The sequence below is a fragment of the Allotamlana fucoidanivorans genome, assembly GCF_045788535.1.
Classification (GTDB): domain Bacteria; phylum Bacteroidota; class Bacteroidia; order Flavobacteriales; family Flavobacteriaceae; genus Allotamlana; species Allotamlana fucoidanivorans.
In genome coordinates this window covers 2,871,574-2,897,282 of sequence record NZ_CP074074.1, presented here as the reverse complement: position 1 = coordinate 2,897,282, position 25,709 = coordinate 2,871,574, and the positions used below count along the sequence as shown (strand labels likewise).

General features: G+C 34.6%; 19 protein-coding genes and 1 tRNA gene. 7 read left to right on the top strand and 13 right to left on the bottom strand.

Going from position 1 to position 25,709, the window contains the following annotated elements; genetic code table 11:
* Nucleotides 1-138: 138 nt before the first annotated feature.
* From KFZ70_RS12385 to KFZ70_RS12360, 6 genes are all read left to right on the top strand, one after another.
* Nucleotides 139-223 (top strand) — tRNA-Ser (locus tag KFZ70_RS12385).
* A 446-nt stretch (nt 224-669) separates the two neighbouring features.
* The gene (locus KFZ70_RS12380) at nt 670-1,422 is read left to right on the top strand and encodes a (Fe-S)-binding protein (protein WP_139696218.1); all 753 of its coding nucleotides are present in this window, start codon (nt 670-672) and stop codon (nt 1,420-1,422) included.
* A 2-nt stretch (nt 1,423-1,424) separates the two neighbouring features.
* A complete protein-coding gene (locus KFZ70_RS12375; protein WP_139696221.1) occupies nt 1,425-2,795 on the top strand; it encodes a lactate utilization protein B in 1,371 nt (456 codons plus the stop codon).
* A complete protein-coding gene (locus KFZ70_RS12370; RefSeq protein ID WP_139696223.1) occupies nt 2,788-3,366 on the top strand; it encodes an LUD domain-containing protein in 579 nt (192 codons plus the stop codon). Before KFZ70_RS12375 ends, KFZ70_RS12370 begins: the two co-directional genes overlap by 8 nt.
* Before the next feature lie 735 nt (nt 3,367-4,101).
* Entirely contained in the window at nt 4,102-5,742 is a 1,641-nt protein-coding gene (locus KFZ70_RS12365; RefSeq protein ID WP_139696225.1) for a lipopolysaccharide assembly protein LapB, read from the top strand.
* A gap of 15 nt (nt 5,743-5,757) precedes the next feature.
* Entirely contained in the window at nt 5,758-6,567 is an 810-nt protein-coding gene (locus KFZ70_RS12360; protein ID WP_139696227.1) for a hypothetical protein, read from the top strand.
* 140 nt (nt 6,568-6,707) lie between these two features.
* Here the strand turns inward: KFZ70_RS12360 and aldA are convergent, their stop codons facing one another.
* The 5 genes from aldA to KFZ70_RS12335 form a co-directional block, all read right to left on the bottom strand.
* Complete coding sequence (aldA, locus tag KFZ70_RS12355) at nt 6,708-8,147, bottom strand: aldehyde dehydrogenase (RefSeq protein ID WP_139696229.1); 1,440 nt, start codon at nt 8,145-8,147, stop codon at nt 6,708-6,710.
* 30 nt (nt 8,148-8,177) lie between these two features.
* Nucleotides 8,178-9,467 carry a class II aldolase/adducin family protein gene (locus KFZ70_RS12350; protein WP_139696231.1) on the bottom strand — a complete coding sequence of 430 codons (1,290 nt, stop codon included), beginning with the start codon at nt 9,465-9,467 and terminating at the stop codon, nt 8,178-8,180.
* A 25-nt stretch (nt 9,468-9,492) separates the two neighbouring features.
* Complete coding sequence (locus KFZ70_RS12345) at nt 9,493-10,869, bottom strand: FGGY-family carbohydrate kinase (RefSeq protein WP_139696233.1); 1,377 nt, start codon at nt 10,867-10,869, stop codon at nt 9,493-9,495.
* A 10-nt stretch (nt 10,870-10,879) separates the two neighbouring features.
* Nucleotides 10,880-12,160, bottom strand: a complete 1,281-nt coding sequence (locus tag KFZ70_RS12340) for a sugar isomerase (protein WP_139696235.1) — start codon at nt 12,158-12,160, stop codon at nt 10,880-10,882.
* Between the two features lie 92 nt (nt 12,161-12,252).
* Entirely contained in the window at nt 12,253-14,358 is a 2,106-nt protein-coding gene (locus KFZ70_RS12335; RefSeq protein WP_199240664.1) for a bifunctional aldolase/short-chain dehydrogenase, read from the bottom strand.
* Nucleotides 14,359-14,707: 349 nt separating this feature from the next.
* On the opposite strand from KFZ70_RS12335, the gene KFZ70_RS12330 reads away from it, so the two are divergent.
* The gene (locus KFZ70_RS12330; protein WP_139696237.1) at nt 14,708-15,748 is read left to right on the top strand and encodes a GntR family transcriptional regulator; all 1,041 of its coding nucleotides are present in this window, start codon (nt 14,708-14,710) and stop codon (nt 15,746-15,748) included.
* Nucleotides 15,749-15,773: 25 nt separating this feature from the next.
* On the opposite strand, the gene KFZ70_RS12325 is transcribed toward KFZ70_RS12330, so the two are convergent.
* The 8 genes from KFZ70_RS12325 to KFZ70_RS12290 form a co-directional block, all read right to left on the bottom strand.
* On the bottom strand, nt 15,774-16,901 hold the full coding sequence (locus KFZ70_RS12325) for a lactonase family protein (protein WP_139696239.1): 1,128 nt from the start codon (nt 16,899-16,901) through the stop codon (nt 15,774-15,776).
* A gap of 24 nt (nt 16,902-16,925) precedes the next feature.
* The gene (locus KFZ70_RS12320; RefSeq protein ID WP_139696242.1) at nt 16,926-19,436 is read right to left on the bottom strand and encodes a heparinase II/III family protein; all 2,511 of its coding nucleotides are present in this window, start codon (nt 19,434-19,436) and stop codon (nt 16,926-16,928) included.
* Between the two features lie 26 nt (nt 19,437-19,462).
* Nucleotides 19,463-19,972 carry a glycosylhydrolase-like jelly roll fold domain-containing protein gene (locus KFZ70_RS12315; protein WP_139696244.1) on the bottom strand — a complete coding sequence of 170 codons (510 nt, stop codon included), beginning with the start codon at nt 19,970-19,972 and terminating at the stop codon, nt 19,463-19,465.
* Nucleotides 19,973-20,227: 255 nt separating this feature from the next.
* Nucleotides 20,228-21,265, bottom strand: coding sequence for a glycosyl hydrolase (locus KFZ70_RS12310; protein ID WP_158293195.1), 1,038 nt, complete (start codon nt 21,263-21,265; stop codon nt 20,228-20,230).
* A gap of 72 nt (nt 21,266-21,337) precedes the next feature.
* On the bottom strand, nt 21,338-22,330 hold the full coding sequence (locus KFZ70_RS12305) for a glycosyl hydrolase (protein ID WP_158293196.1): 993 nt from the start codon (nt 22,328-22,330) through the stop codon (nt 21,338-21,340).
* A 47-nt stretch (nt 22,331-22,377) separates the two neighbouring features.
* The gene (locus KFZ70_RS12300) at nt 22,378-23,448 is read right to left on the bottom strand and encodes a sulfatase-like hydrolase/transferase (RefSeq protein ID WP_139696250.1); all 1,071 of its coding nucleotides are present in this window, start codon (nt 23,446-23,448) and stop codon (nt 22,378-22,380) included.
* A gap of 54 nt (nt 23,449-23,502) precedes the next feature.
* Nucleotides 23,503-24,285, bottom strand: coding sequence for a DUF1961 family protein (locus tag KFZ70_RS12295; RefSeq protein WP_139696252.1), 783 nt, complete (start codon nt 24,283-24,285; stop codon nt 23,503-23,505).
* A 5-nt stretch (nt 24,286-24,290) separates the two neighbouring features.
* On the bottom strand, nt 24,291-25,709 hold the full coding sequence (locus KFZ70_RS12290) for a sulfatase (protein ID WP_139696254.1): 1,419 nt from the start codon (nt 25,707-25,709) through the stop codon (nt 24,291-24,293).

The following is a 25,709-nucleotide window of genomic DNA, read 5'->3' as shown; positions in this document are numbered from 1 at the left end:
TGTAATCTCAAATAAAAATGCTCTAATTAATTAGGTTGAAAAAAAATATCAGAAAAAAGTTTAATTTTATTTGAAAGAATTGAAAAAGGGTTCTATATTTGCACCCGCAATCAGGGAAATACCTGATGAGACACTCAAGGAGAAATGGCAGAGTGGTCGAATGCGGCAGTCTTGAAAACTGTTGAGGGTCACACCTCCGGGGGTTCGAATCCCTCTTTCTCCGCAGACAAAACCCGTAATAACACTAAAAAACAGTGTTTTACGGGTTTTTTGATTTAAAAAATGTACGATTTTTGTACGGTTAAAACTTCTTGTTTTTTCTTCTAGCTTAAATTGACTAACAATATCAAAATGTGTAATTAGCAGTTCGGGCAATAATAACTTGAGTAGGTCTATTGATAAATGTAAGGTCTTAGCTTTTTTCTACAAAAATATCTTTCTTGTTGAAATCCACACACAACTTTTGGGATTGAGCCCTTTTTATCAAATTTTGACAGGAAACTTTGAGATTAAAACACCTGTTTCTAGTGCAATAAAGACCTCTATTTTCAATGTAACCACCTTATAACCAATTCTTTTTTACTTCATTAGACACGGCAGGTCAGAACAGGACAGCTGCTCTACCAAAATGTCTTAATTTTATAATTGATTAGGTCTATTAAAAAACACATGAAAAAGAAAAACTTAAAAGTAGGTTTATTCATTCCCTGCTATGTAAATCAACTCTATCCTCAAGTAGGTATTGCTACCTTAGAATTACTGGAAAAACTTGGTGTTGATGTGCATTATCCTCAAGGACAAACCTGTTGTGGTCAACCTCTTGGCAACTCGGGTTATGAAGAAGACTCAAAAGGCATCTGCCAACTGTTTGTTGAAAACTTTAAGGCATACGATTATATAGTAGGTCCATCAGGAAGCTGCATTTATCATGTAAAGCATCATTTTGATATCCTTGAACAAACAGAGGACGTTAAACGCGTTAGAGATAATGCTTATGAACTTTGCGAATTCATTGTTAAAGTTTTAGGAAAGAAAGATCTTGGAGCTTCTTTCCCTCACAAGGTTGGACTGCATAAAAGCTGTCATGGTTTACGCGGCCTAAAACTTGGATCATGTTCAGAGGTAAAAGGTGAACATTATTCAACAGAAGAAGATTTACTAAATAATGTAAAAGGCTTACAACTCATGTCTTTAAACAGACAAGATGAATGTTGTGGATTTGGAGGAACCTTCTCTGTTTTTGAAGAGACAATTTCAGTTAAAATGGGTAAAGACCGTGTTAACGATCATATTGCAAGTGATGTTGAAGTACTTACCGGTGCTGATCATTCGTGCTTAATGCATATGGAAGGTTTAATTAACAGAAACAAACAACCACTAAGGGTAATGCATATTGCCGAAATTCTAAATAGTACTTTATAATTATGAATCACGCAAAGCGAGCAACAGAATTTAATAAAGACGAAGCTAAGGTAAACTGGCATGACAAAGCCCTCTGGTACGTTAGAGAAAAACGGGATAAATCTGCTCACAATGTTCATGGTTGGGAGTATTTGAGAGAATTAGGTTCAGCACTAAAAGCCAACGTACTTTCAAACTTAGACACCTATTTGGTGCAATTTGAAGAAAATGCCAAAAAAAATGGTGTTCATGTGCATTGGGCTGCTGATGCCAAAGAACACAATGAGATTGTTCTGAGTATTATGAACAAGCATAAGGCTAAAAAAGTGGTAAAAAGTAAATCAATGCTTACTGAAGAATGCCACTTAAATCCTCACTTAGAAAAACACGGTATTGAAGTCATTGATACCGATCTAGGCGAGCGCATTGTACAATTAGCTGAAGAACCACCTAGTCATATTGTACTTCCGGCAATTCATAAAACTAAAGAAGATGTTGATGTATTATTCCAAGAACATTTAGGTACAATACCCAGTCAAGGCAACCCAGAGTATTTGGTTGGTGAAGCCAGAAAACACCTAAGAAATAAATTTTTAAACGCCGATGTTGCCATTACGGGTGTAAATTTTGCAGTGGCAAACACAGGAGGTTTTGTAGTGTGCACAAATGAAGGTAATGCTGATATGGGTGTACATCTAGCAAAAGTGCATATTGCCTGTATGGGTATTGAAAAAATAATTCCAAGGGAGGAACATCTAGGTGTGTTTTTAAGACTATTAGCCCGCAGTGCAACGGGTCAACCAATAACCACATATTCCTCACATTTCAATAAGCCAGAGGAAGACAAGGAAATGCATATTGTAATTGTTGATAATGGAAGAACAGAACAATTAAGCCGAGAAGATTTTAGAGCTTCTCTTCACTGCATTCGTTGTGGAGCATGTATGAACACTTGCCCTATTTACAGAAGAAGTGGTGGACATAGTTATGACTACACCATTCCTGGTCCAATAGGATCAATTCTTTCTCCTGGAAAAGATTTGAAAAAACACAGTTCGCTTCCCTTCGCCTCTACCCTTTGTGGTTCATGTTCAAATGTTTGTCCAGTTAAAATCAACATACACGAACAATTATACAAATGGCGCCAGGTTATTGTAAAAGAAGAACCACAGCCTGTTATAAAAAAGACGATAATGAAAACGGCTGGTAAGGTCTTGGCAAACCCTAAATTATTTGAAGTGGCAGGAAAATCGGCTCGTTTTGCATTAAAACACGCGCCAAGATTTATGGTATATAATAAGTTAAACGCTTGGGGAAATGCAAGAGATTTACCAGAAGTGAAAGGCGATAGTTTTGAAGAATGGTATAAAAAAAGAAATAAAAACAATGAGTAGAGCAACTATTTTAGGTTTAGTAAAAATGAATAAGCCAGAATCATTGCCGCTTCCGGTTATTGATGAAAACGCTTTTAAAGAAGAAATTGATTTAAAAGAAACATTTAAAAGCAATGTAACGCTTGTTGGTGGACAAATAAAAGAGATTGAACCCAATTCTATTGATTCTGAAATTCAGTCGCTTTACCCTAATAAAACCAAAATTGTCAGTATAACTAATAAAAGTACTTTAGGAACTGTCCAGATATCACCAAATACTGATCCGCATACATTACAGGACATTGATTTGGCTATTGTAGAAGGTGACTTGGGGGTTTCTGAGAATGGCGCTATTTGGGTAACGGGAGAGGCCTCTATTCTTAGAGCTCTTCCTTTCATAACAAATGATCTTGTTATTCTTTTAGATAAGACAAAAATATGCCTTCATATGCTGGATGCATACAAACTAATAGCAAAAAGAGACAGAACTTTTGGTGTCTTTATTTCAGGACCTTCAAAAACAGCCGATATTGAACAATGCTTGGTTGTTGGAGCGCACGGCGCAATGAGTTTGACGGTTTTATTGATATAACGCTTTCTTAATTCACAAAATCACTTGATATATCAATGGAAAGCCTTCCTTTTTTATTAATTGAAATTGGGATGCTTTTTCGTTTTTAGAAGATTTGTAAAACCAATATTTCTTAAAACGTTTAGAACCATTTGTGGCAATAATCTACAAAAGGTGTTTCGGCTACTCCTTTAAAACTTTTACCAGAAAAATCCATTCCTGTAATTTCAATACACTTTGCTCCTGTTTGGTCAAATAGTTGTTTAATTCATTTGTACTCTTTTTCATCTAAAATATAAAAGTCCTTAGAACAATCTACTTGACTCTTTTCAAAGCACTCACATGAAGTAGACACGTAAATATAGGAGTAAAAATTACAACTATCAAAATCAATATCCAACCCGTCTCCTACACAATTTGTTATACTTATCGCTAACAAGGATAACAAAATAACCTTTAAACTGATACCTTGTATTCTTTTCATTATTCCAAAATGTATTAATTAAACACTGTGAAATTATATTAATGCATTCAAAATACTATCCAAGAATATGGTCATTGGATAATTTCGGATACTTTTTCAGGTAAAACTTATTGATACATCAAAGTTTATAATAATCTAGTTTTTTATTAACTTTAAAGGAATAAATTGTCCAGCATTCTCTCCTAAATATTTTACAGGACTAATTAATACGTATATGTTATAGCTTTGATAATGTGTATTAAGCTATGTCATTAATTAGGTAATTAAAAACCATGCTAAAATTAAGAGACAAATATAACAGAGAATTTTTGTTTGTCCTACTATGGTCTTGTTCTCTGATGGTAAATAGTCAAATTGTAGAACAAACAATTTTTGCCAAACCAGACAAAGAACACCCTTTAATGGATTTAACCAAAATAATTTTTTCAGAAGAAATATCCTTGTCTTTTAATATTTCCAATATTTGGGTAAAAGCCTCTTTTTCTGATATTGAGAATGAAAAAAAACGAGATTCAACATATTTAAATAGGCTGTTAAAAAAACTGGAAAATGACAGCTTAAATCCAGCTATACTGGTGGATATTGGCACACATTACGAAAACATAAAACACACTAAGCTGGCACGTCAATACTATATTAAAGCTCATCATTCTTTAAAACAGCCGCTTCAAAAGATTCGAAAAAAACACCATATAGATAGCGCTAGATATTTTACTTTAAATGGTCTAGTAAAAACTAAACTAGGACATGCAAATGCAATTAACGATTTCAAACAAGCAGTGGCTATTAATCCCCTAGATTCTATTGCAATAGCAACATATCCAGTTTTGTTAATTGAAAAAGGTAAGACAGAGGAATATGATTCTTATACATTAGAGGTAAATAAGGCTAATACAACATGTAAAACCTTCCCTTATTTCATGTTAATTATGGGCGAAATAGTTAACAAAGCACCTCAAATTGTCAAAAGTACAGAACTAGACATTGAAAGTATAGATCATATATCCACTAATTATGATGATATTTTGAATTTTCAAAACCTAAATACATATGCCTTAAAATGCAAAGAAAATCAGGAGATTCAAAACGCTAGGCTTATGAGTGATATCCTAGGACTTTTTGTAAAAATAGCTATGAACAATCCGACTATGAATAATGAAATTTCAAACTACAAAAATCACCATATTAATTTTATCAAAAATTATAATTTAAAAATTAACAGTTTTAATGCCTATGAAATTAACAAGATTTATGAAATAATATTCAGTTTAAAACAACTAGAAAAAGATAAAAAACTCAATGAATATGCTATAAACCATTGTTTAGGTATGTCATATTTTTTTCTCCAAGACTTGAATACCGCCGAAGCGTATTTCAAAAAAGCCATAGCCATTTTTCCTAATGAAAACCTAAGTAAATTATTTAATTTTGATGATAGCTACAATGCGTTGAGCAGCATATACACCTTACAATCAGACACTTTAAATTATAGAAAAGTTCTTAAACAACACATTGATAGAACTCAAAATGTAAGAAATACTTCGGACAGCCATATGAAACTTGCCATGAATTATTTTGTCAATGATGATTTAGATAAAGCAGAAGCATCCTGTAAAAAAGTAAGGGTAATGAATCCCAATCACTTTGACGCTTCAAGATTAATGGCACATCTTAATTTTTTAAAAGGCAAGAAATTAAAGACCCTGTTTCTACTTCAAAGTGCTGGTAGACAAATTAAAAATGATCAAGATTTTTATAATTTACTTATGCTATCGTCTATATACCAAATTTATGATGGTAAAAATAAAATAGCATATTCTAATATTGAAAAAGCTATGAAAATAAAAAATAATGAATGTGCTTTGTGTGATAAACTATTGCAGGACTACTTAACTAACGAAGTAAAAAATTAATAAAAATATTCTTAAATGCTTTACGGTAACACATTTTTAAAATCAAGAATAACTTCGTTCAGTATTCTAATAATTATTGGATTTTTGAATATTCATACAATTTATAGTCAGAGCAAAACTATTCCCATCAATCCAGAACTTGAAAATAATAGTGATAGACTTAAGGTTAAACTTGACACACAATGGGGTAATAAAATTCCAAAGATTAAATTTGGAGATTATAGGGTAGTTGATAGCCAAAATGACTGGATGAAGACCAAAGGAAAATCAAATTTTTGGAATACAAGATCTGAATATAGAACGGAACATAAATTCTCTTTTGTTTTAAACCATATAGAAATAGGTTCGGTTATTGTAAATACTTTAAGCGAGGTTTCTATGAAAGAAGTAGAATCCTTCAAATTGTTCAGTCTGGATAATTTCGATTTTTACGTTGGCCCAGATGATGATTATTCTAAAACACAAATTTTTACTTCGGAAATAACAAGTGAAAATGGTAATGGTGAGGTATGGAGCTTTTACCTAGCACAAACTGAAAACAGCGATATTGGATCTATTGATGAAGGTTTCTTGGCTTATGAAAATCGATTCATTTTTATTAAGCCAATCAGTTCCAATAAAAATCGAAATAATTCGCTAATAGCCCCAGATGCTTATGGTTATGAGTTTTTCGAGCATAATAAATGTTTGGGGGCAGTGCAATGCCGTGGCCGTGGTATTTCGGGAAATAACAAGAAAGTCATTTGGATCAAGTCAGACCTCGAACCAAAAATGAAATTAATTTTGGCGGCTGCCATGACCGTAATTATCCATACTCTAAAATGAAATATTTTAATTTTCTGGAATCCCAAAATTGACTCACGTTTTTATGCTACTTTCAAAACGTAATAATTAAAAAACTCAGTTAAACATTTAACTGAGTTTTTTAATTATTTCAAGTACACTATTTTAATTACTAGCTATCTCTAGTAGTACTTAGCGTAAACTACTTTGGTGTGTAAATATTCTTCCATACCGTGTTTTCCATCGGCACCACCAACACCAGATTTTTTCCATCCGGCGTGAAAACCTTGAATGGCTTCAAAATGCTCTCTATTCACGTAAGTTTCTCCAAAATGAAGGCCGTTTGTAGCTTTCATGATGTTGTTAAAGTTTTCTGAGAATATAGATGAGGTTAAACCAAATTCAGTATCATTTGACATGGCAATAGCTTCATCAAGTGTATTGAATTTCATTACAGGCAATACAGGTCCAAATACTTCTTCTTGGATAATTTGGCTATCTTGCTTACAATTAGTTAATACTGTTGGCTGATAAAAATAACCTCTATCAAATTGATCGGGTTGTTTTCCTCCCACAAGCACTTCAGCTCCTTCTTTCTTAGCAAATTCAACCATCTCAGTAATTTTGTCTAACTGTGATTTTGACACCAAACTACTCATATCGGCATTAACTCCTGTTAAAGCATCTTCAACAGTTACTTGACTCATTTTCTTGGTTAGCTTTTCAACAAACTCGTCATAAATACTATCCTCAACATAAACACGCTCCGCACAATTACAAACCTGTCCGCTAAAGATAACTTTAGAGGATACAATAGAATTTAAAGCTAATTCCATATTAGCATCAGCACAAACAATTGCAGGCGCCTTACCTCCTAATTCTAACGATACTTTTGTAATGTTCTCTGCTGCAGCACCAATTACTTTTTGCCCAGCTCCTACACTACCTGTTAAACTAATAATTCCAGTGATAGGGCTTTTAGAAAGGGCGTTTCCAACCGTTCTTCCTGCTCCACATACAAAATTCAAAACACCTGCGGGTAATTTAATCTTCTGAATAAAATCAGCAAATTCCATAATAGTATTTGGTGCTTCAGAACTTGGCTTAATAACACAGGTATTACCTGTAATTAATGAAGCAGCCACTTTACGTGCCATTACAAAAAACGGGAAATTCCAAGGACAAATACCTACAGCTACACCAATGGGTACTTTGTGTAAATAAATATGCTCTTTCTCACGATCACTTTGAATGATCTCACCTTCAATACGTCTTGCCCAACCTGCATTATAATCAAAATAATCTGCAGTTACATCAATTTCAACTTGTGCCAACCCTATAACTTTAGCCTGCTCTTTTGATAAGGTTTCGGCTAAAAAAACACGATTCTCTCTAATCACATCAGCCATCTTATGTAAAAAGGCTGCGCGTTGAATTGCTGGTAAAGCTTCCCAAGCTGGTTGTGCCGCTTGTGCAGCCTCTAAGGCATTATTGGCATCTTCAACTGTTCCTGTTGAAATGGTACTGATCACTTCTTCCGTACACGGATTTACTATTTCAATAACAGATGTAGCTTTTGAGTCTACAAATTGTCCATTAATATACTGTTTGTAATGTTTCATTTTACTAAATATGTAAGTTTGATTCTCTTTTTATGATAAAAATTTCTTTCTTAAATCCTCAACTTGGTCATCATTGATAGGCACCATTTCCCCTAGAGAATTTCCAAGTACTATAGATTTTGCACTAAACTCAGCAACTTCTAAATAATCAAAAGTTTGTAATAATTTATCTCCTGTAATGATTACCGAATCATTTTTAATAATCAAGGCTGTTGAACAGTTTTCAACTATTTCTGCATTGTTACTCTCTCTAAAATGCGAGCCATATTCAGCTAAATCAATATCCTGAAGGAAGATCCAACTCTCAGGTATTGTTCTTACATTCAAATATTCTCCAGTTACTCCAAAGGCCATTAAATATGGCGATTGTGTCATGATGATAGAATTTACATCTGGGTTTTTATTGTAAATTTCTTGGTGCATCCATGCCGCTCTACTTGGTGTTTTACCAGCTTCTCGATGTCCGTTTTTCACTTGTACTATATCATCTAAATCAATATCCCAACGGTTAATATCTGTAGGGGTTATTAAAAAGTCACCACCTTCTAAGCGCATAGAAACGGTACCGTAAGAACTAATCATCAAGCCTTGTTGGCACGAGCGCTTAACGATATTACAGATCTCTAAACGCTTCTCTAACTCATCTGGCGTGTATTCTACCGATGCCATTTCTGGTAAAACACCTTTGGCTTGTGATTCAAAAGCATCGATTTGTTCATCGGTTAAATAATTTGGTATTCCTATTTGTGTTCCGTACAAAATGGTTCTTGCACAAAATTCTAAGGCTTCAAAACGCTCATAAGCATCGGTTAAATCACTTCCGCCTAAAACCGTACCGTGGTTTTCCATGATGATGGCTTTATACCCCTTATCAAATTCCTCGGCTATAACAGCTCCTAAATCTTCACTTCCTGGCAATCTGTATTTTGCATATCCTATAGGTCCACAAATATGTTTGGCTTGTGAAATTACATTGGTATTTGGTATTTGTCTCACAATACTAAACGACACTAATGCCGGTGGATGCGCATGAATCACAGATTTAATATCTGGTCTGGCTTCATAAATGGCTTTGTGAAAAGGAAACTCAGACGATGGTTTGTGTTTCCCAATGATGGTTCCATCTTTCTTTACACAAATGATGTCTGATGCGCGTAATGACCCTTTATCAATGGCTGAAGGTGTTACCCAAATATCGCCATTATCATCAATAATTGAGATATTACCTCCTGAGGTGGTAGTCATACCACGTTTATAAATTCTATCTATTACCTCCGTAATTTGATCACGAGGGTGTACTAACTTTATGTTTTTTGACATTTTAAATAGTTTTGTATTTACTGTTTTACCCGCCTATAATAAAAGGCACGTGTTTTTTTAAAGCGTAATTCTTCTTTAAAAACTTAGAATTTAATTTGGTGTCAGATATCGAAATGGCAGCCCCTAATGCTGAACCTAATGAAGCATCGGTTGTACTCAGCTTTTTACTTCTAAAACTATGTGATAATAGTTTGATAAATACATCATTATTGCTAAAACCACCATCTACATAAATTCTAGAGATGTCATCTGTACCAACTGCTTGTTCAATAGATTTAATTTGTAACAATACCAACTCATGCATTAATTGATGGTAGGCATACTCATAAGTATCATAGGGCATTTGTGTGGTATCGGGCATGTTGTCATCCTTTAAACCTTCCCAATTGTAACAATACTTAAAGTTGGTAATGATGTCTTTATAAATACCATAATCAAACTTTACAGTTCTGTGATACTCATCATTAACACCATAATAATTATCTAACTTGGCTACCTGAACTTTGTATTCGTTTCCTAAAAACAATCGTGTAGCTTTTACGGGTTTCCCATTGATACGCATGTAGTTTATGGTATCTCCGTCATCATCCGCTGAGGCAATAGGGTTTTGTGTAAACGGATTAAATACAATACTCCAGGTACCTGTTGATACCAATACAAACTTTTTACGAATACTTCTTACATATGGTAGAAGTGCCGCTGAACTATCATGTATACCCACACCTATTTTGATGCGCTTACCATTATAATTCATATTGATACTGGTTTCTGTTGATACGATTGGTGGTAATATTTGATCTAATCCCTCCTTATAAACCCAAGGATGGTAATCCTTTTTATTATAGTCCCACAAGGCTGTATGACATCCTATACTGGTATATTCACTTAAAGGAATTCCCGCAAACACATAACTTAAATATTGTGGTAAGTGCAAGGAGTATTTAATCTTCTTAAAGACCTCTGGTTGCTTGTGCTTTAACCAGTACAATTGCAAGCCAGAATTAAGCATACTCAAATCAGCACAACCTGTTGTTTTTAAAAACGCTTCTTTTGGACCATACTTCATAAAAAAGTCATCTATGATGTTTTGATCAAGTGGCTTTAAATAGTTGTAAAGCGGTGTTAATGGCTTACCATTTTCATCAATATGCACAAAACTAGCGCCGTAAGTTGAAAAATTAATGGCTTTAACATTAAATTCTTTGGCTTCTAAAATACGATCAAATACCCCTTTTAGCCATTCTTGTAAAGCTGGAAGATTCTCGGTGGGAAAACCATCTTCATCTACAATCTCATCAAACGAGATATACTCTTTGTGTACTTCTTTAAAGTTTTTATCAAATAAGAAAAACTTTTTGTTGGTTTTTCCTATATCAAAAACCGCGGTTACATTTGTTTTCATATCGCACAGATTATAAGCCTGTTGCTACAGTGTGTTTACCACGTTCTTTGATTAATTGTCCGCGTACATCTAAACTTCTATACGCATTAATTGGGCTTAGCACTCCCCCTGCGTTTAATCTTGCTTTTTCTAATAATGGTCTTACATCTGTTCTGTAAGCGCCTTGCAAGATTTCTTGACATTTTACAACATCATTATCTAATTGTGCTACTTTTAATGCTTTTTGGTCAATTAAAAGCGCCTTTGCATAAGCTTCTTGGATGGCTTCTAAAGACTGAATTAAATCTTCTAAAGGATCTTTTACGTTGTGACTCGCATCAATCATCCATGCTAAATCTGGATTTTGTGGATTGTTTTCCATACCATATACCAACTCGTTAAAGATTAAGAATAAAGCATAGGGCTTAATACTTCCTACGGTTAAATCATCATCACCATATTTACTATCGTTGAAGTGGAATCCGCCTAACTTACCTTTTAATTGTAAGATAGAAACGATTTGCTCTATATTTGAATTTGGTAAATGATGTCCTAAATCTACCAGCGTGTAGGCTTTATCACCACAACCATTGGCCAACATTAATGAAGCCCCCCAATCTTGGATAACAGTACTGTAAAAATTGGGCTCGTAAGGCTTGTACTCTACTAACATAGACCAATCATCTGGTAAGCCTTTATAAATATCAATTAAACTGTTTTGTGTGTTTTGAAAAGCCGTTTGGAAGTTATTTTGACCTGGAAAACAAGAGCCATCTGCCAACCATACCGTCAACGCTTTTGAACCTAACTTATCGCCTATTTTTATAACATCTAAATTATGTTGAATGGCTTGCTCTCTTACCGCTTGGCTTAAATTGCTTAATGAACCATACTTGTAAGTCTCGGCGGCATCTTTTTGATCTTGAAACGTATTTGAGTTTACCGCATCAAACTTAATACCTAAAGCATCTGCCTTTTCCTTTATCGCCGCATAATCTGAAGGAATATCCCATGGAATGTGTAATGATACTGCTCCTGCGGTTTGTGTTAAGCTATGTAATACGCCAATATCATCAATTTTTTCTTCTAAATTGGATGGCTCGCCATAGAAACCAAATCGCCCAAAACGCGTTCCACCAGCACCTAATGCCCAACTAGGAATGGCTACTTGGAATTCTGCTAATTTAGAAACAATGCTGTTTACATCGTGTCCATTTTTACTAAGCTTGTTGGCTAAAAAGTCAAAGCTCTCATTGTGACTGTCAATTTCTTTCTTGTTAAAATCAACTACTTGCTCTTTTTGAATCTTCATCTTAAACTAATGCTTTTAAAGAAATAAACTCCCATAAACCTCTAAACGAATCTATGGAAGTTTCTCTCAACTAAACTAAACTAAACTTTATATTATCTTACAAATGCGTTGGCCATGCCGCCATCAACATTTATTATATTTCCTGTTGATTTATCTAAAATTCCTACTAATGAGAATACGCCGTTAGCAATATCATCAGGAGTAATGATTTCATGTAATAAATTACGTTTGGCATAAAATGCGGGTAATTCTTCAACGGTGATGCCGTTGGCTTTTGCACGACCTTCAGCCCAAGCACCTTCCCATATTTTACTGCCTACAATTACACCATCTGGATTTACTGTATTGACTCTTACTTTATCTTTTGCTAACTCTGCCGCTAACAAACGTACCATATGTTGCTGAGCAGCTTTTGCTGTTCCGTATGCAACATTGTTTGGTCCAGCCACTAGTCCATTTTTACTAGCTATGGCAATATAATTTCCTCCAAGACCTTGTTGACGCGCTATGGCTGCAAATTGTTTAGCCAAATCAAACTGCCCTTTTACCAATATGTTTTGTAAAATATTCCAGTCTTTATCCGTAGTATCTTCTAGTGGTTTTGAAATAGCTAATCCTGCACTATGCACAACAATATCTACACCTCCAAATTCAAGCACTGCCTTCTTATATGCGCTGGCTATGGAATCTACACTAGTTACATCACAAATGGCATAAGTTGATACGTCTCTTGCGTAAGTCCCATTTGCTTCTTTTAGTGCCTCTTCATTTATATCGGTGAGTACCACGTTAGCCCCTTCTGCTGCTAATTTATCTGCTATGGCTTTTCCAATACCTCCACCAGCTCCAGTAACTAAGGCTACTTTGCGAGATAATGGTTTTTCTTTTGGCATACGTTGTAACTTAGCCTCTTCTAATAACCAATACTCAATATCAAATGCTTCTTGTCTTGGTAGTGAGGTGTATTCAGTTATCGCCTCTGCACCGCGCATTACATTAATAGCATTGATGTAAAACTCACTAGCTACACGTGTGGTTTGTTTGTTTTTTGCAAAACTGAACATCCCTACGCCTGGGTAAATAATAATTACCGGATTGGCATCACGAATGGCTGGACTATTGTCTTTTTTACACGTATTATAATAATCGGCATACTCTTGACGGTAAGCTTCAAATGCAGGCTCTAATTTTTTAAGTATGGCGGCTGAATCTGATAAATCTTCGTTTTTATCCAACTCTAATACTAAGGGTTGTATTTTTGTTCTCAAGAAATGATCTGGACATGAAGTCCCCATTGGTGCTAATCGCTCTAAATCATTGCTATTGATGTATTCCATCACAACTTCTGTATCTGAAAAATGACCAATCATTCTATTTTCAGAAGAACATAAACCTCTAAGCAGTGGCATCAATTGCGCCGCTTTTTCTAAACGTGCTTCTTTTGGTAAACTCTCTACTTTTTGTCCACCAAAAACCTCGCCTTGCTCTTTTAATTTTTTCTCAATATATTCAGAAGCCATTTCTATAACCTCTAAACTATTCATATAACACTCGTATGAGGTATCTCCCCATGTGAATAACCCATGACTTCCTAAAACTATTCCTCTAATCCCTGGATTATCAGCCAAGCATTTTTCTAACTGAAGCCCTAAATCAAATCCTGGTTTTTGCCAAGGTACCCAGCCCATAGTATCGCCCCAAATCTCTTTGGTTACTTTTTCACTATCCTTGGCGGCAGCAACCGCTATTAATGCATCTGGATGCAAGTGATCTATATGTGCAAATGGTAATAAGCCGTGTAACGGCGTGTCAATGGATGGCGCTTTACTATCTAAATCATAAATACAGTGATTGAACAGACCTACCATTCTGTCTTCATCATGTAACCCTTGGTATACATTTTTTAAATCACGTAGTCTACCTGTATAAAGTCCAGCAATTCCAGAACGCGTTAGCGTGCCTATATCACCTCCAGATCCTTTTACCCACATGACCTCAACATCCTCATTAGTTAGAGGATCTTTCTCTATAGTCTTACAACTGGTGTTACCCCCTCCGTAATTGGTTATACGTAAATCGGCCCCTAATATGTTTGAACGATATAAAAATAATTCTACTTGATTATCCCCAAATGACGCCGCCTTTGCTTCATCCCATAAATAATCAACGTATTTAAAATTTTTTGTGATATTCTCCATGTTGGTTGTTAATATATTATTTACCTCCAAAAATAGATTACTAACAAAACATTCCTATCCTGTACTATACTGCAACACTTCCATTTGTTAAAAATCAACTCATAAATAGGCATATTTCCATAGGTAAAACACTTCTACTTTTAAATTTTTATTAAAATCAATTTACTCAATATGATGCCATGAGCTCTTCTTTTTTAAAAGCATTCTCTAATATACTTATTTATTCTGGGTAAATGAAAGCCATAATACTAGTGTATTTAATGCCATTTTTGTACATTTCAACTCAAATTATTATTAGTGATTTACTTGATTAAAAACATTTCTTTAATCTAAAACAATTGATATGGACATGCTAAAACTTATTAAAATTGATGAAAACTCTAGGGTACCTAAGTACCAACAGATTATTGATTCAATTATACATAATATATCGATTGGAAATTTAACCATGGACCAAAAAATTCCTTCTATTAATATGTTTAGTGAAGAATTTTATTTGTCTAGAGATACCGTAGAAAAAGCATACAGTATTTTAAAAGAGCGAAACATTATCACAGCAATTAGAGGTAAAGGTTACTACATTTCTAGAACAAAACTTATTTCAAAAGTTAATATACTCTATTTGGTAAATAAACTAAGTTCATATAAGCTTAGAACATACAACCACTTTATTAATACCATTGGCGCTAATTCACATACAGATTTAAACACTTATCACTGTGATGAAACGTTATTTTTAAACTTGCTTGATAAAAATAAAGCGGCTTATGACTACTATATCATCATGCCGCATTTTAAAACAGACAAACTGAATCATATAAGCTTTACTGATAAAGTTTTGAAAGCTTTAAAACAAATCCCTAAAGAAAAACTAATTATTCTTGATAACGTTAAGCCGGATTTAGGTAGTGGCATGATTGAAATATATCAGGATTTTGAAAATGATATTTATGGAGCATTGAATGACGGTTTAAAAAAAATAAAAACATACAAAAGACTCATTTTAGTGTATCCTGAACGCTCTGTTTATCCTTATCCAAGACGTATTTTGCATGGTTTTAGAAAGTTTTGTGTTGAACATAAACTTGATTTTGAAATATTGGATGAAGTCTATGATGACATTGTTTTAAAAACAGGTGATTTATTTATTACCATAGAAGAAGCCGATTTGGTTAACCTTGTAAAACAGGTTAGAGAAGACGAGTTTCGTTTGGGGAAAGATATAGGCATCATTTCTTATAATGACACACCACTAAAAGAATTATTAGGCATTACAGTAATGTCAACAGATTTTAAGGTTATGGGCGAAACAGCTGCCAATATGATATTAAATAAGTCAAGAGGTAAAGTAAAAGTACCTTTTCACTTGATTGAAAGAGAATCATTGTAATACCCCGTTTTACTTTTCAATACACCTATTGTCTGTAAGTATACATTTGAATACTAGAAGGACTATTAACCTTTATTTCTTTAGGTAATTTTGATAACTTTCCTGTTTGACTATCTCTTTTAAAAATTGTAATAGTGTTTGTAAACTGATTGGCTACAAGCACAAAACGTCCAGACGGACTAATAGCAAAGTTTCTTGGATGTTCACCATAAGAAGGCTCATGACCTACCAAATGCAAGGTTCCATTATTTTGATCAATAGAGAACATAGAAATACTATCTTCTTCTGGCCCGCGATTTGAAGCGTATAAAAATTTACCATCCTGTGAAATATGAATATCTGCAGCTCTATAAAGTTCCTGTTTATTTTTGTAAGAATCGTAATCTGCTATAAAATTTAAATTTCCATCCTTATAACTAAAGGATGTTATTTTTCCACTCAATTCAGCAATGCCATATCCAAATTTTCCATTGGGATGAAAGGCAAAATGTCTTGGCCCGCTTCCTTGTTTAGTTTTAATATCCATTTCATTTTCTAATTTGCCTTTATCCTTATCGGAAAAGCTAAATCTTCTCATCTTATCTGCGCCCAAATCTTGAGCAAACAAGTACTTATTATCAGGTGAAAAGTACGATGAATGCATATGAGAGATATCTTGACGCCCCTTTATAATACTGCTATCCTTAAATTTTAGGACTTGACTCGGCGCATTAAGACTTCCATCCTTATTGATTTTAAATAGGCTTAAACTTCCATCCGAGTAATTTGAATTGGTTAAATAATTCCCTGTGTGGTCAATTTGCAAATGCACAGGGTTAAGACCTCCACAGTCTTGCATATTTAGTAATTCTATTTTTTGATTTTTGGCATCCACTTTAAATGAAGCTACTTTACCGTGGTGTGGCATTTGACTTTCTACAACCGAATACAAATATTCGCCGTCATCGGATAATTTTAAAAAAGAGGTGTTCGTGATACTATCCAAAGTAAACTTTAAAACGCTTTCTCCGGTGTCGTTATTAAACTGGTAAACATGAATACCTTCACCTGGTTGTTTATCCGTATAACTGCCCACAAAAAGCAAGGTTTCGGTAGTATTTGTTTGACAACCAAAAACAGTAATCATTAATAATAAGACGAGTAATTGCTTCATTTTAAATAGTGTTTCTTATTAGAATTATTTAGTGTACTCTTTATAATATGATTTTGATGAATTGGTAGTAACACCCTCATTTTTATAAGATAGTTTTTCACCTTCTCCCACATAAATACTTTGCAATGTCTCATTTTCATCTAAGGTGATTACTGCAAAAGTGCCTTTAAAATAAATATCTAATGTTTCATTTTGAAAAACTTCATCTTTGGATTGTGTAATCACATACTGAATTAAAGATTCAGAAGGTGTTTTACTAATAACCTTCAAACCTTTATAGAGTCCATCCTGCTCAATTTTAGCAACGGATTGAATGGATGGTGTTTCTGTTTCATTATAGGGTTCAAAAACCACCACAAATGGGTTTTTCCAGGCCTCACCTTCTTTTCTAATGACTAAGGTTGGTGTTGGTAAATTATCATAAGGCTCAGGCGACTCAAATGTTATTGGTGCTTTTACTTTGGTATAAGTTCTATTCTCAAATCCTGGAATATGCAATTGCATAAAAACATTTCCTTGTTCTAATTTTTTTGTATGAAACGTGGCTTTTACATCACTTGCATACGGTTTTGAAGTTTTTACATCTTTGAAAAAATGCCATCCTGGGTGCCTGTAAACTTTATTACGCTTCCAAGGTGCATCAGCGTTAGCCATATATCTTTTAGGAGTTTTTTGAAAATCTAAATCCTTGTTTTCAAAAGTGAGTTTATCTCCTATATTGTGATACACATAATCGTGATATTCGTTTGGCAATCTGGATTTTGAACGAAATACATCCACATAGTAGCCTGTTGTTGGCGATGTCCTAATCAAAGCCAAGGTGCGTTCTTGTGTGGCTTCGGCCTTATCGCCTTTATCATCTTCAAAACTCGTTAAACTAAAAGAATGATTAGGAGACACTCCTTCCTGCCCAACTTCGGGTTCCATGGAAATCAATTGAATTTTATTAATTTCCAAATCAACCCATCCGCCTTCACCTCGAGAACTCCCGTTTACGATAACCGTATTATGACCAGCAAAAATTCTGGAGTAGTTTTCATGAAGGTCCACACCATAGCGATTTCTGCCGTTATCTACTCCTAAAACTTGCCCTTCACCGTATAATTCAATATTCATGCCTTCAGCATGCCCATGTACCATGTGCGCACCGCCAACAAAACCCATTAAACCATCTTTGGGGTTATTTGTGTTACTTAAATTACGCTGTAAAACAATACCGGCATGATACACTCTATCCGTTCGCGACAAGTCTACATTGGTAGATGCATTATCAAAACTACCATCGTACCAAAATAATGCCTCAGCCCCTTCTCGTTTATATTTCCCTTTGTTCATTGCCCTATTGATAAGTGGTGCAAATTTATTTTGAATTTCGGTTAAGCCATCCATCTTAGCCACGGCATAGGCATCGTCATAAGCTTCATAAGGCACATGCGCATGCCTGTGTCCATCTCCCCAGCGTACAATTTCCTCATTGGGATACACAAAATAATCGAGTCGTGGTAAGGCATGTAACACATTGGGGTGCTTTTCTCCCAATTTCAGGGACGGATCGTATTTATTTAATACCAACATCAATCTTGCTAAAATGGATGTGGTATGGTTTAAATATTGTGAGGTTTCTGGCCAGATATCACCTTCATCTTTATAATTCTTAACCATGACGTTTAAGGCATCTTGGTTTTCGGTACTTTCAGTAAAGAAATAGGACAACCACTTTTCTCGATCCATTTTATCATCCATCGCTAAGGCATTATATACCAAACTTGGTGCTTCTAAAACACTATGATTTGAACCCGATTGCCCATAATTTACTGTTATGTTTGCATAGGTCTTAAACACTTCCTGAGCATCTTCAAAAGGAAAATTCACGTTTTTATTTTCAATGATATCAAAAGCCTTCCCTTCCTTTTTTAAATAAGGATAGATGAAGTCATAAATCAACGGTAATCTATACCCTATAACACGTACTTCCCGAAAGCCATCATACGGAAATAACCATCCTCCTCTGCCTCTCCATGTAGAGACTTCAGTTTGCTGAACAGATTTTATAAATGAATATAAAATACTACTCGCCACAAATGCATATTGTTCATCTTGAGTTAAGTAGTACATGGTACCACAATCTAAAGCTACTTGTAAATATGTAATTAAAAGTTCGGCAGGTTTCCAATCTTCATCGGTAGCATTATCCAGATTTTCTTGAACACCGTTCCTGATATGGGTTGTTTTAAAAAATGTCGGAAAACGGTTTTGCTGTTTTTTAGACCAATCAAAGGGCAATTGTTTGATATATGCTGTTGGATTTTTGTAAAATTTTGCAACCTCTACGTCTGTAGCTAGTTTTAACGTATCGTAAATTTCTTTCGCCCATTCTTGAGTTTCAATTTTATTGAGTATTTGTTGACACTCAGAAGCTTTTACCAATATAAATGGGCGTTCTGGAGCTTGAGACCATACCTTAAACTGAGTTATGGTAATCAATGCCAATAACACATAACAGCCTGTTATTTTTAATTGTTTTAATAGTTTCATTTGCTGTATTATTTTGTTAATTCTTTTTACTCATATTTTATCAGTTTAATTGGCCCCTCCAGACCTACCGACGTTAATGGCTCATTTTTGTATCTATTTGTCCATCTGTTTACAGCTGGAATATCTAAAGATAAACAATAGTTTGATAGAACTGTGGTATAGTGAATTTCAATAGCGTTTTCGCCTTCCTCTAGAACATCAGATACAGGATACATCGCTCTTCCATACCAACGTTTAGCGACTTTTTTACCGTTTACGTAAAGTTCTGTAATGCCTTCATTCACATTACCTAAATCTAAATGTGTAATAGCATCTTCAACTGTAATTTTAGTCTTATAGATAATAGTTCCTGCAAACGTATTTTGCGTTTTATCTTTTGATGCACTAAAATCCTGTAAAGCATCCATATTCCAAGTAAAGTTCTTACCGTCAACCCTTTTGCCTTCTACCGTCCAATTTGCCTGTATTTCTTTTGAAAACACCAACTCGGTTTTCTTATCCGCAGATTTCACCTCTGGTTGTTCATTTTCGAACACTAATAATAATGATTGAAGAGGCTCTAAACTGATGTCTAATTCATTTGAAGATGTTTCAAAATAATAAGGCTTACGCTCACCATTTTCAGGATTCCAGAGGTATGGATATTTATTTTTAAACGGGAATTTCGCCTTAAAACTAGAAGTCTCGTAACGATTGATATTGGTAAAGAAATAAATAATTTCTTTTGAAGTGTTTTGATGAATTTGAAATACATTTTTACTAGGATTACTAATTTCAACATCTGGTAAGAGTTAAGATTTCTTTAAAACTTCTTCCGTCCATGAGAATAATTTCTCAATCGAATTTGGTGAATTAACGCTAATAATTGATGACGTATAATTACTTTGAATATCAGTCATAATTCGTGAAATAACTGCATCGTTAGCCTGATAATCGCCATATCCTAAAGACTTATCTGGTAAACCATCAATAACAACAACCTTACCACCAGAAGCCACAAAATCTTTCAATGTTTTGGCTAATTTAATATCTACTGATTCCAAATTGGCTAAAACCAGCAGTTTAAAATTCATGTCGCCATAGATTAAAACACCATCTTTAACTTTAGCATTAGCCAATACATTTTGATTGATATAATCGCAAGAATATCCTAACTGACTTATGGGTTCCCACATTCTGTATAAATATTCTGGTTCTGTATGAAATGGTCCTCTCTTTAATCCTTTGTCTCCCCAAAGATCTGATGTTGGTCCTAAAATAGCAATAGATTTATCTGCTTGAGAATTTTGGAATACATAAGACAAACGGGCGTTGTAATCTACCCAACTACTCAAATGTTTCCACCATGTATTTTGCTCACTAAAATAAGAGCCGTATCTAATCCAGCCTGGAAAAGGTGCGTCTTTAGGCGAATAATTATAACCATGCAAAACAGAATGATTAATACCTGTGATAAAATTCATGTCATCGTGCTGTTTAATGTCTTCTAAAGTGGTTTTGAAAACACCTCTAACATTAGTCATAGTTTCGCAACTGGTAATTTTTTTTCCTGATAAATGCGCTCCTGCTGAGGCGTATAAATTCCATGTCATGTAGCCATGAGACTGACTCCATTGCCATGTAGAATCTTTCATTTCGGCGGAATAAATCCAGTTATTACTCTCTGGTATATCAGGAATCATGTACCCATCTAACATACCCATTAAAAATGGAGTCCCATAGGCTTGATAGCGACACAAAATGCCATTGTCTTCACAAAATGTTTTATAAGTTCTGGTGAAATTATCCAAAAAGGTTTCAACTAATAATTTATTATAATCAAAACGCACACGCTTAATTTGATTTTTGAATTCTTCCGAAAAATTATTGGTATAGTTACTTTTCGAATAATCTTGATGACCTTAGTAAAACACAAAAGCCATCCAAGGGTCAAGTTTATAGCCATATGTTTTGAAAAACAATTCTGAAAACCCATCACTCCAATTGGCACCAGAGACCTCTATACTATCACAAAACAAGGCTCGAATTAATTGATTTAGAGGAGTACCCGAACGTTCTGAAATTTTTTTCATCCTATTTAAATAAGCCAAGGTCATTTCCTTTTTATAATGATCTATAACAGGCCCTGCACCACCAGGTGCTCCTAAAGTAACATCTCTAAAATCTTGTTGTAGTAATTGATATGACAGCATATATTTCCCTTCTCCTTTTATGGTATATAAAATACTACCTGAGTCATCCTGGTGTTCGACAAGGTCAATTATTTGATCTATGGAAATACAATTAGAAGGGATCAATGAAACACCTGATAGGCTCCATATGGTGCGTTCGCTGTTGCGTTTCTCGTCACGGCTATTTCTAAATTTATTCTTGTAATAATTAATTAAATACTGTTCACTTATCTCAATAACATCACCTGTCTTGTACCATATATTATCTGTAACTATGCGTTGGCAAGTTTCATCTTCATTTAAAAATTCACCACCAAAAGGCCAACCCGTTCCTGCAATAATATCGGTAATCATACCTAAGTCTTGCGTTTTTTTACAGGCATGCACTACAAGGTCTACCCACTCATCACTCATCCAAACCAAAGATTTTTCATCCGTTGGAGTCGCATCTGGCATAGCAATGGGATTTATTTCAACACCACCAAAACCAACATTTTTTAAAGATTCTAGCTGCCTGTCTAGTTCCTCTTTTTTTATTTTATTGCCATTCCACCACCAACGTACAAATGGTCTTGCTTTGGCAGGTGGATTTTGAAAACCTGAGAATAAATCTTGAGTTGATATATCAAATGCATCTATTTTGGTTTTATTATTAGAATTACAACTGAATAAGATACTTGTACTTAAAATTAAAACTCTTTTTAAAAATATTACTTTATTCATTTTATACATCTTAATCAACTCACTAAAGAGTTTGTTTAGTTTGACAATTAATTATTTATAAATTTTAGCATCCCCTCTCTATAATGTAAATAATCATTAGCTGGAGACCCAGCATTATCATCTAGATACCTTTTAATCCATTGAGGATGTGAAATATCATTAGGATTTCCTTCAAAAATATTTTTAAGAAAAGTTCCTGTTGTAGCCAATTGTTTTAAAGAACTTACTTTTGAAGTGTAACCTTTTAGTTCTGGCAAGCCCATAAAATAATTAGTCATTATAGCCACGTCCGGAGATTCGGCATAAGGAATAGTCGTTCCTTTTTTAACACCTAGACCGTAAAAATTCATGTAAATCTGCCATGAAGATAATTGTTCTGGCAGATGATTGCTTTTAGTTAATGTACCCATACCATGATCTGCAGAAATAATAAAAAACGCGTTTTTCCATAAATTTTCCTCCTTTAAGAAATTTATCAATTTCCCTAATTGTGCATCCGCATTTAAAATGGCTTTAATATATGCTGAATCTGGGTTGGTTTTATCTTGTGGACCTTTCCAATAGCTTCTAATTTCCTGTAAATGCAACCTTACTAATCTTGCACCATCTTCCTTTATATGTTTTATGCCCAACGCTACCACTTTTTCATCTGGCATAATTTCAGCGTAATACACATCTGGTGTTTTAAAAACGTCATACAAAGTATGACCACCAACATACACTGATTTGATACCATTCCGTCTTGCAGAAAGAAAAATATCATCTAAATCTTGAGTTTCAAAAATATGCGTTCCTGTATGCATACCAATATTTGGTGGCGATGCACCTCCCCAAGGTTCAGAGCCATCTGGTAATTTTACTCGCCCCATAGGACTGTTAGAATAAGCATCTTCTACAACGACCCCATTTTCGGAAAAATATTTCAGATGCTCAGCACCAGCGGCAATAGCTGTTTCCGCGGCATATTTCATTAAACCATCAATAATAAACTGCACCACTACAGGCTGATTTTCCTCTAATGCTTCAGATTCCAAATTCGAAATTTGTTTTGTTTGCTTCGATTGTTTACAACCCAATAACAAAACACTAATAAGTAATAAACCTAAAACGCTTCTCATTTTTGCCTAGTTTTTCTTAATAATTCATTTTTTAAAAGATATTATTCCATTCCACTACTTCATATAGATTTTGAAGTTTTTATAAATAGCTGTACGTGTGTACATGTGTCGTAACCCTATTCTTCCCTCTGAAATTGGAGCTACTTTGGTAATATCCCATTCAAAATATTGTGTTTCATTTTGATGCTCCATTTTAAAACTGAGCTTTTCTGAAGTTTTGATGGCCGTTATATGATAGATTTTTCCTTTTTCAAATAAACCTTGCATATCGTACGATGGTTCTACCACAATGCTATTAAAGGGTTTGACCTTTGGTTTGGGATAACGTCTTGCGCGCACATAGTGTAAGCCTGCACCATCATTACCAAAAGCCGAAAAACTAATATGAAACGTGTTCATATTTTCGAAATACATTCGCATTTTAGGAACCTCTCGTAAGTGCGTCCATTCAGAAATATCTTTTTCGTAAACACCCTCTTCGTCTCCAGTTGCTTGTACGTAAAGTATATTTACATACTTGTTGGCATCATCGGTTTTCATGTAATCAAACTCAATTTTCACATCTCCTGAAAATGATTCCTCCGTCCATAAAACCGCATGGTGGGCATCATTTCTGGCTTCAGGACCTGCTTTAAAATGCATGCCTTCTGGAGTATTTTCAACCGTTGCAACTAAACCATCTAAAGTCCATTGTTTTGTCCAGTCTTCAGTACAATCATCCTGAAAAACTAATTTCCAATCATCTTGAGTATCGCTATTGTTTTCGCTAAGAGGCTTGTTTGTTTTGCAAGAAACTACAAGGACTAAAAATACCAATAAGAATACATTCCACTTCATAAACACTATTTACTTAAGAAATCTTTCCCCCATTTTTCTCTAAGCTCCACAGCAAGTTGATTTACAGTGTCTTGGTATTCTGGCTTTTCAGCTAAATTATCTAATTCTAAAGGGTCGGTCTTATGGTCAAACAACATGCGGGCATAAGCAATACCATCATCTTTAACCCATTCCGTATAAAACAAATCGCCTTTTATTAAGGTAACCATATCCCTAAATTTAGAAACTCCCCAATCCTTTTCTGGTGTTTCTCCATTTATAATGGGCACAAAACTTTGTCCTTCAACGGTTTCAGGACTATCCAAACCAACTAACTCCGCTAAACTTGGATAAATATCTATGTATTCTGTTATAGCATCTGTTTGTTGCCCGCTGGTTTTACCTGGAACTTTTATGATAAGTGGTGTTCTTAAAGCGGTTTCAAAAGTGACGTGCTTGCACCATAATTTATGGTCACCTAAATTCCAACCATGGTCGCCCCAAAGAATGACGATGGTATCTTCTTCTAATTCTAATCGCTTTAATTCATCTAATACCAAGCCAATTTGCGCATCAACATAGCTAACACAAGCGTAATAGCCGTGAATCATTTCTTTTGCTAAATCTTCTGGAACATCACCTTTTTTCGGGATGTTATCATATTTACGCAGTTCGCCAAACTTATGAAAGGCCTCTTTAGGTGTCGTTTTTGGTTGCACGTAGCTTTCAGGAAGTTCAATTTTACTTCTATCGTACAAATCCCAATACTTTTTGGGTGCATTGAACGGTAAATGTGGTTTCATAAAACCAAGTGCCAGAAAAAATGGTTGGTTTCCTTCTTTTAGTTTTTGTAAGTCTTCTATCCCTTTTTTAGCAATTTTGCCGTCAAAATAAGCACCATCTTCAACATCCATATTTTCAAAAGGGGGCCCATAACCTGTTGCTATTGCTTGCTCTGAACTTTCAGTTAATTGATAGTCTCTTATATTTCCTTTAGGAAACCATCTCGAATCCCAAGCAGCATTATCGTCTTTACCACCATGGTATATTTTACCAGTTGATATTGTTTTATATCCATTCTGTTTTAAAAGCATGGGCAATGATACGGCCTCTGGGTAATCATGGTCTTTTTCTGTTTTCGCATCAACAAAACGATGGCGTGTTGGTCTTGCCCCTGTAAGCAAACTGGCTCTGGAAGCACCACAAACGGGCACGTTACAATAGGCTCTGTTAAACACCAAACTCTCGCTGGCCAGTTTATCTAAATTTGGCGATTGAATGTGATTAGCGCCGTAGAAATTTAATTCAGGACGTAAATCGTCCACGGCAATAAATAATATGTTTTTAGGTTTAGTTTCTTGTGCTATTTCGGTGTTTTTATTTTCATTTTTACAAGATGTAAAAACGACGAAACAACATAGTATTAATTTGAAAATTCTTTTCAT

Excerpts from the sequence above, each read along its gene's own strand:
- aldA (WP_139696229.1), bottom strand. The coding sequence starts at position 8,147 with ATGAAACATTACAAACAGTATATTAATGGACAATTTGTAGACTCAAAA.
- KFZ70_RS12295 (WP_139696252.1), bottom strand. The coding sequence starts at position 24,285 with ATGAAGTGGAATGTATTCTTATTGGTATTTTTAGTCCTTGTAGTTTCT.
- KFZ70_RS12335 (WP_199240664.1), bottom strand. The coding sequence starts at position 14,358 with ATGGAGAATATCACAAAAAATTTTAAATACGTTGATTATTTATGGGAT.
- KFZ70_RS12340 (WP_139696235.1), bottom strand. The coding sequence starts at position 12,160 with ATGAAGATTCAAAAAGAGCAAGTAGTTGATTTTAACAAGAAAGAAATT.
- KFZ70_RS12320 (WP_139696242.1), bottom strand. The coding sequence starts at position 19,436 with ATGAAACTATTAAAACAATTAAAAATAACAGGCTGTTATGTGTTATTG.
- KFZ70_RS12350 (WP_139696231.1), bottom strand. The coding sequence starts at position 9,467 with ATGTCAAAAAACATAAAGTTAGTACACCCTCGTGATCAAATTACGGAG.
- KFZ70_RS12325 (WP_139696239.1), bottom strand. The coding sequence starts at position 16,901 with ATGAAGCAATTACTCGTCTTATTATTAATGATTACTGTTTTTGGTTGT.
- KFZ70_RS12345 (WP_139696233.1), bottom strand. The coding sequence starts at position 10,869 with ATGAAAACAAATGTAACCGCGGTTTTTGATATAGGAAAAACCAACAAA.
- KFZ70_RS12300 (WP_139696250.1), bottom strand. The coding sequence starts at position 23,448 with ATGAGAAGCGTTTTAGGTTTATTACTTATTAGTGTTTTGTTATTGGGT.
- KFZ70_RS12290 (WP_139696254.1), bottom strand. The coding sequence starts at position 25,709 with ATGAAAAGAATTTTCAAATTAATACTATGTTGTTTCGTCGTTTTTACA.
- KFZ70_RS12360 (WP_139696227.1), top strand. The coding sequence starts at position 5,758 with ATGCTTTACGGTAACACATTTTTAAAATCAAGAATAACTTCGTTCAGT.
- KFZ70_RS12375 (WP_139696221.1), top strand. The coding sequence starts at position 1,425 with ATGAATCACGCAAAGCGAGCAACAGAATTTAATAAAGACGAAGCTAAG.
- KFZ70_RS12380 (WP_139696218.1), top strand. The coding sequence starts at position 670 with ATGAAAAAGAAAAACTTAAAAGTAGGTTTATTCATTCCCTGCTATGTA.
- KFZ70_RS12305 (WP_158293196.1), bottom strand. The coding sequence starts at position 22,330 with ATGAATAAAGTAATATTTTTAAAAAGAGTTTTAATTTTAAGTACAAGT.
- KFZ70_RS12330 (WP_139696237.1), top strand. The coding sequence starts at position 14,708 with ATGCTAAAACTTATTAAAATTGATGAAAACTCTAGGGTACCTAAGTAC.
- KFZ70_RS12365 (WP_139696225.1), top strand. The coding sequence starts at position 4,102 with ATGCTAAAATTAAGAGACAAATATAACAGAGAATTTTTGTTTGTCCTA.
- KFZ70_RS12370 (WP_139696223.1), top strand. The coding sequence starts at position 2,788 with ATGAGTAGAGCAACTATTTTAGGTTTAGTAAAAATGAATAAGCCAGAA.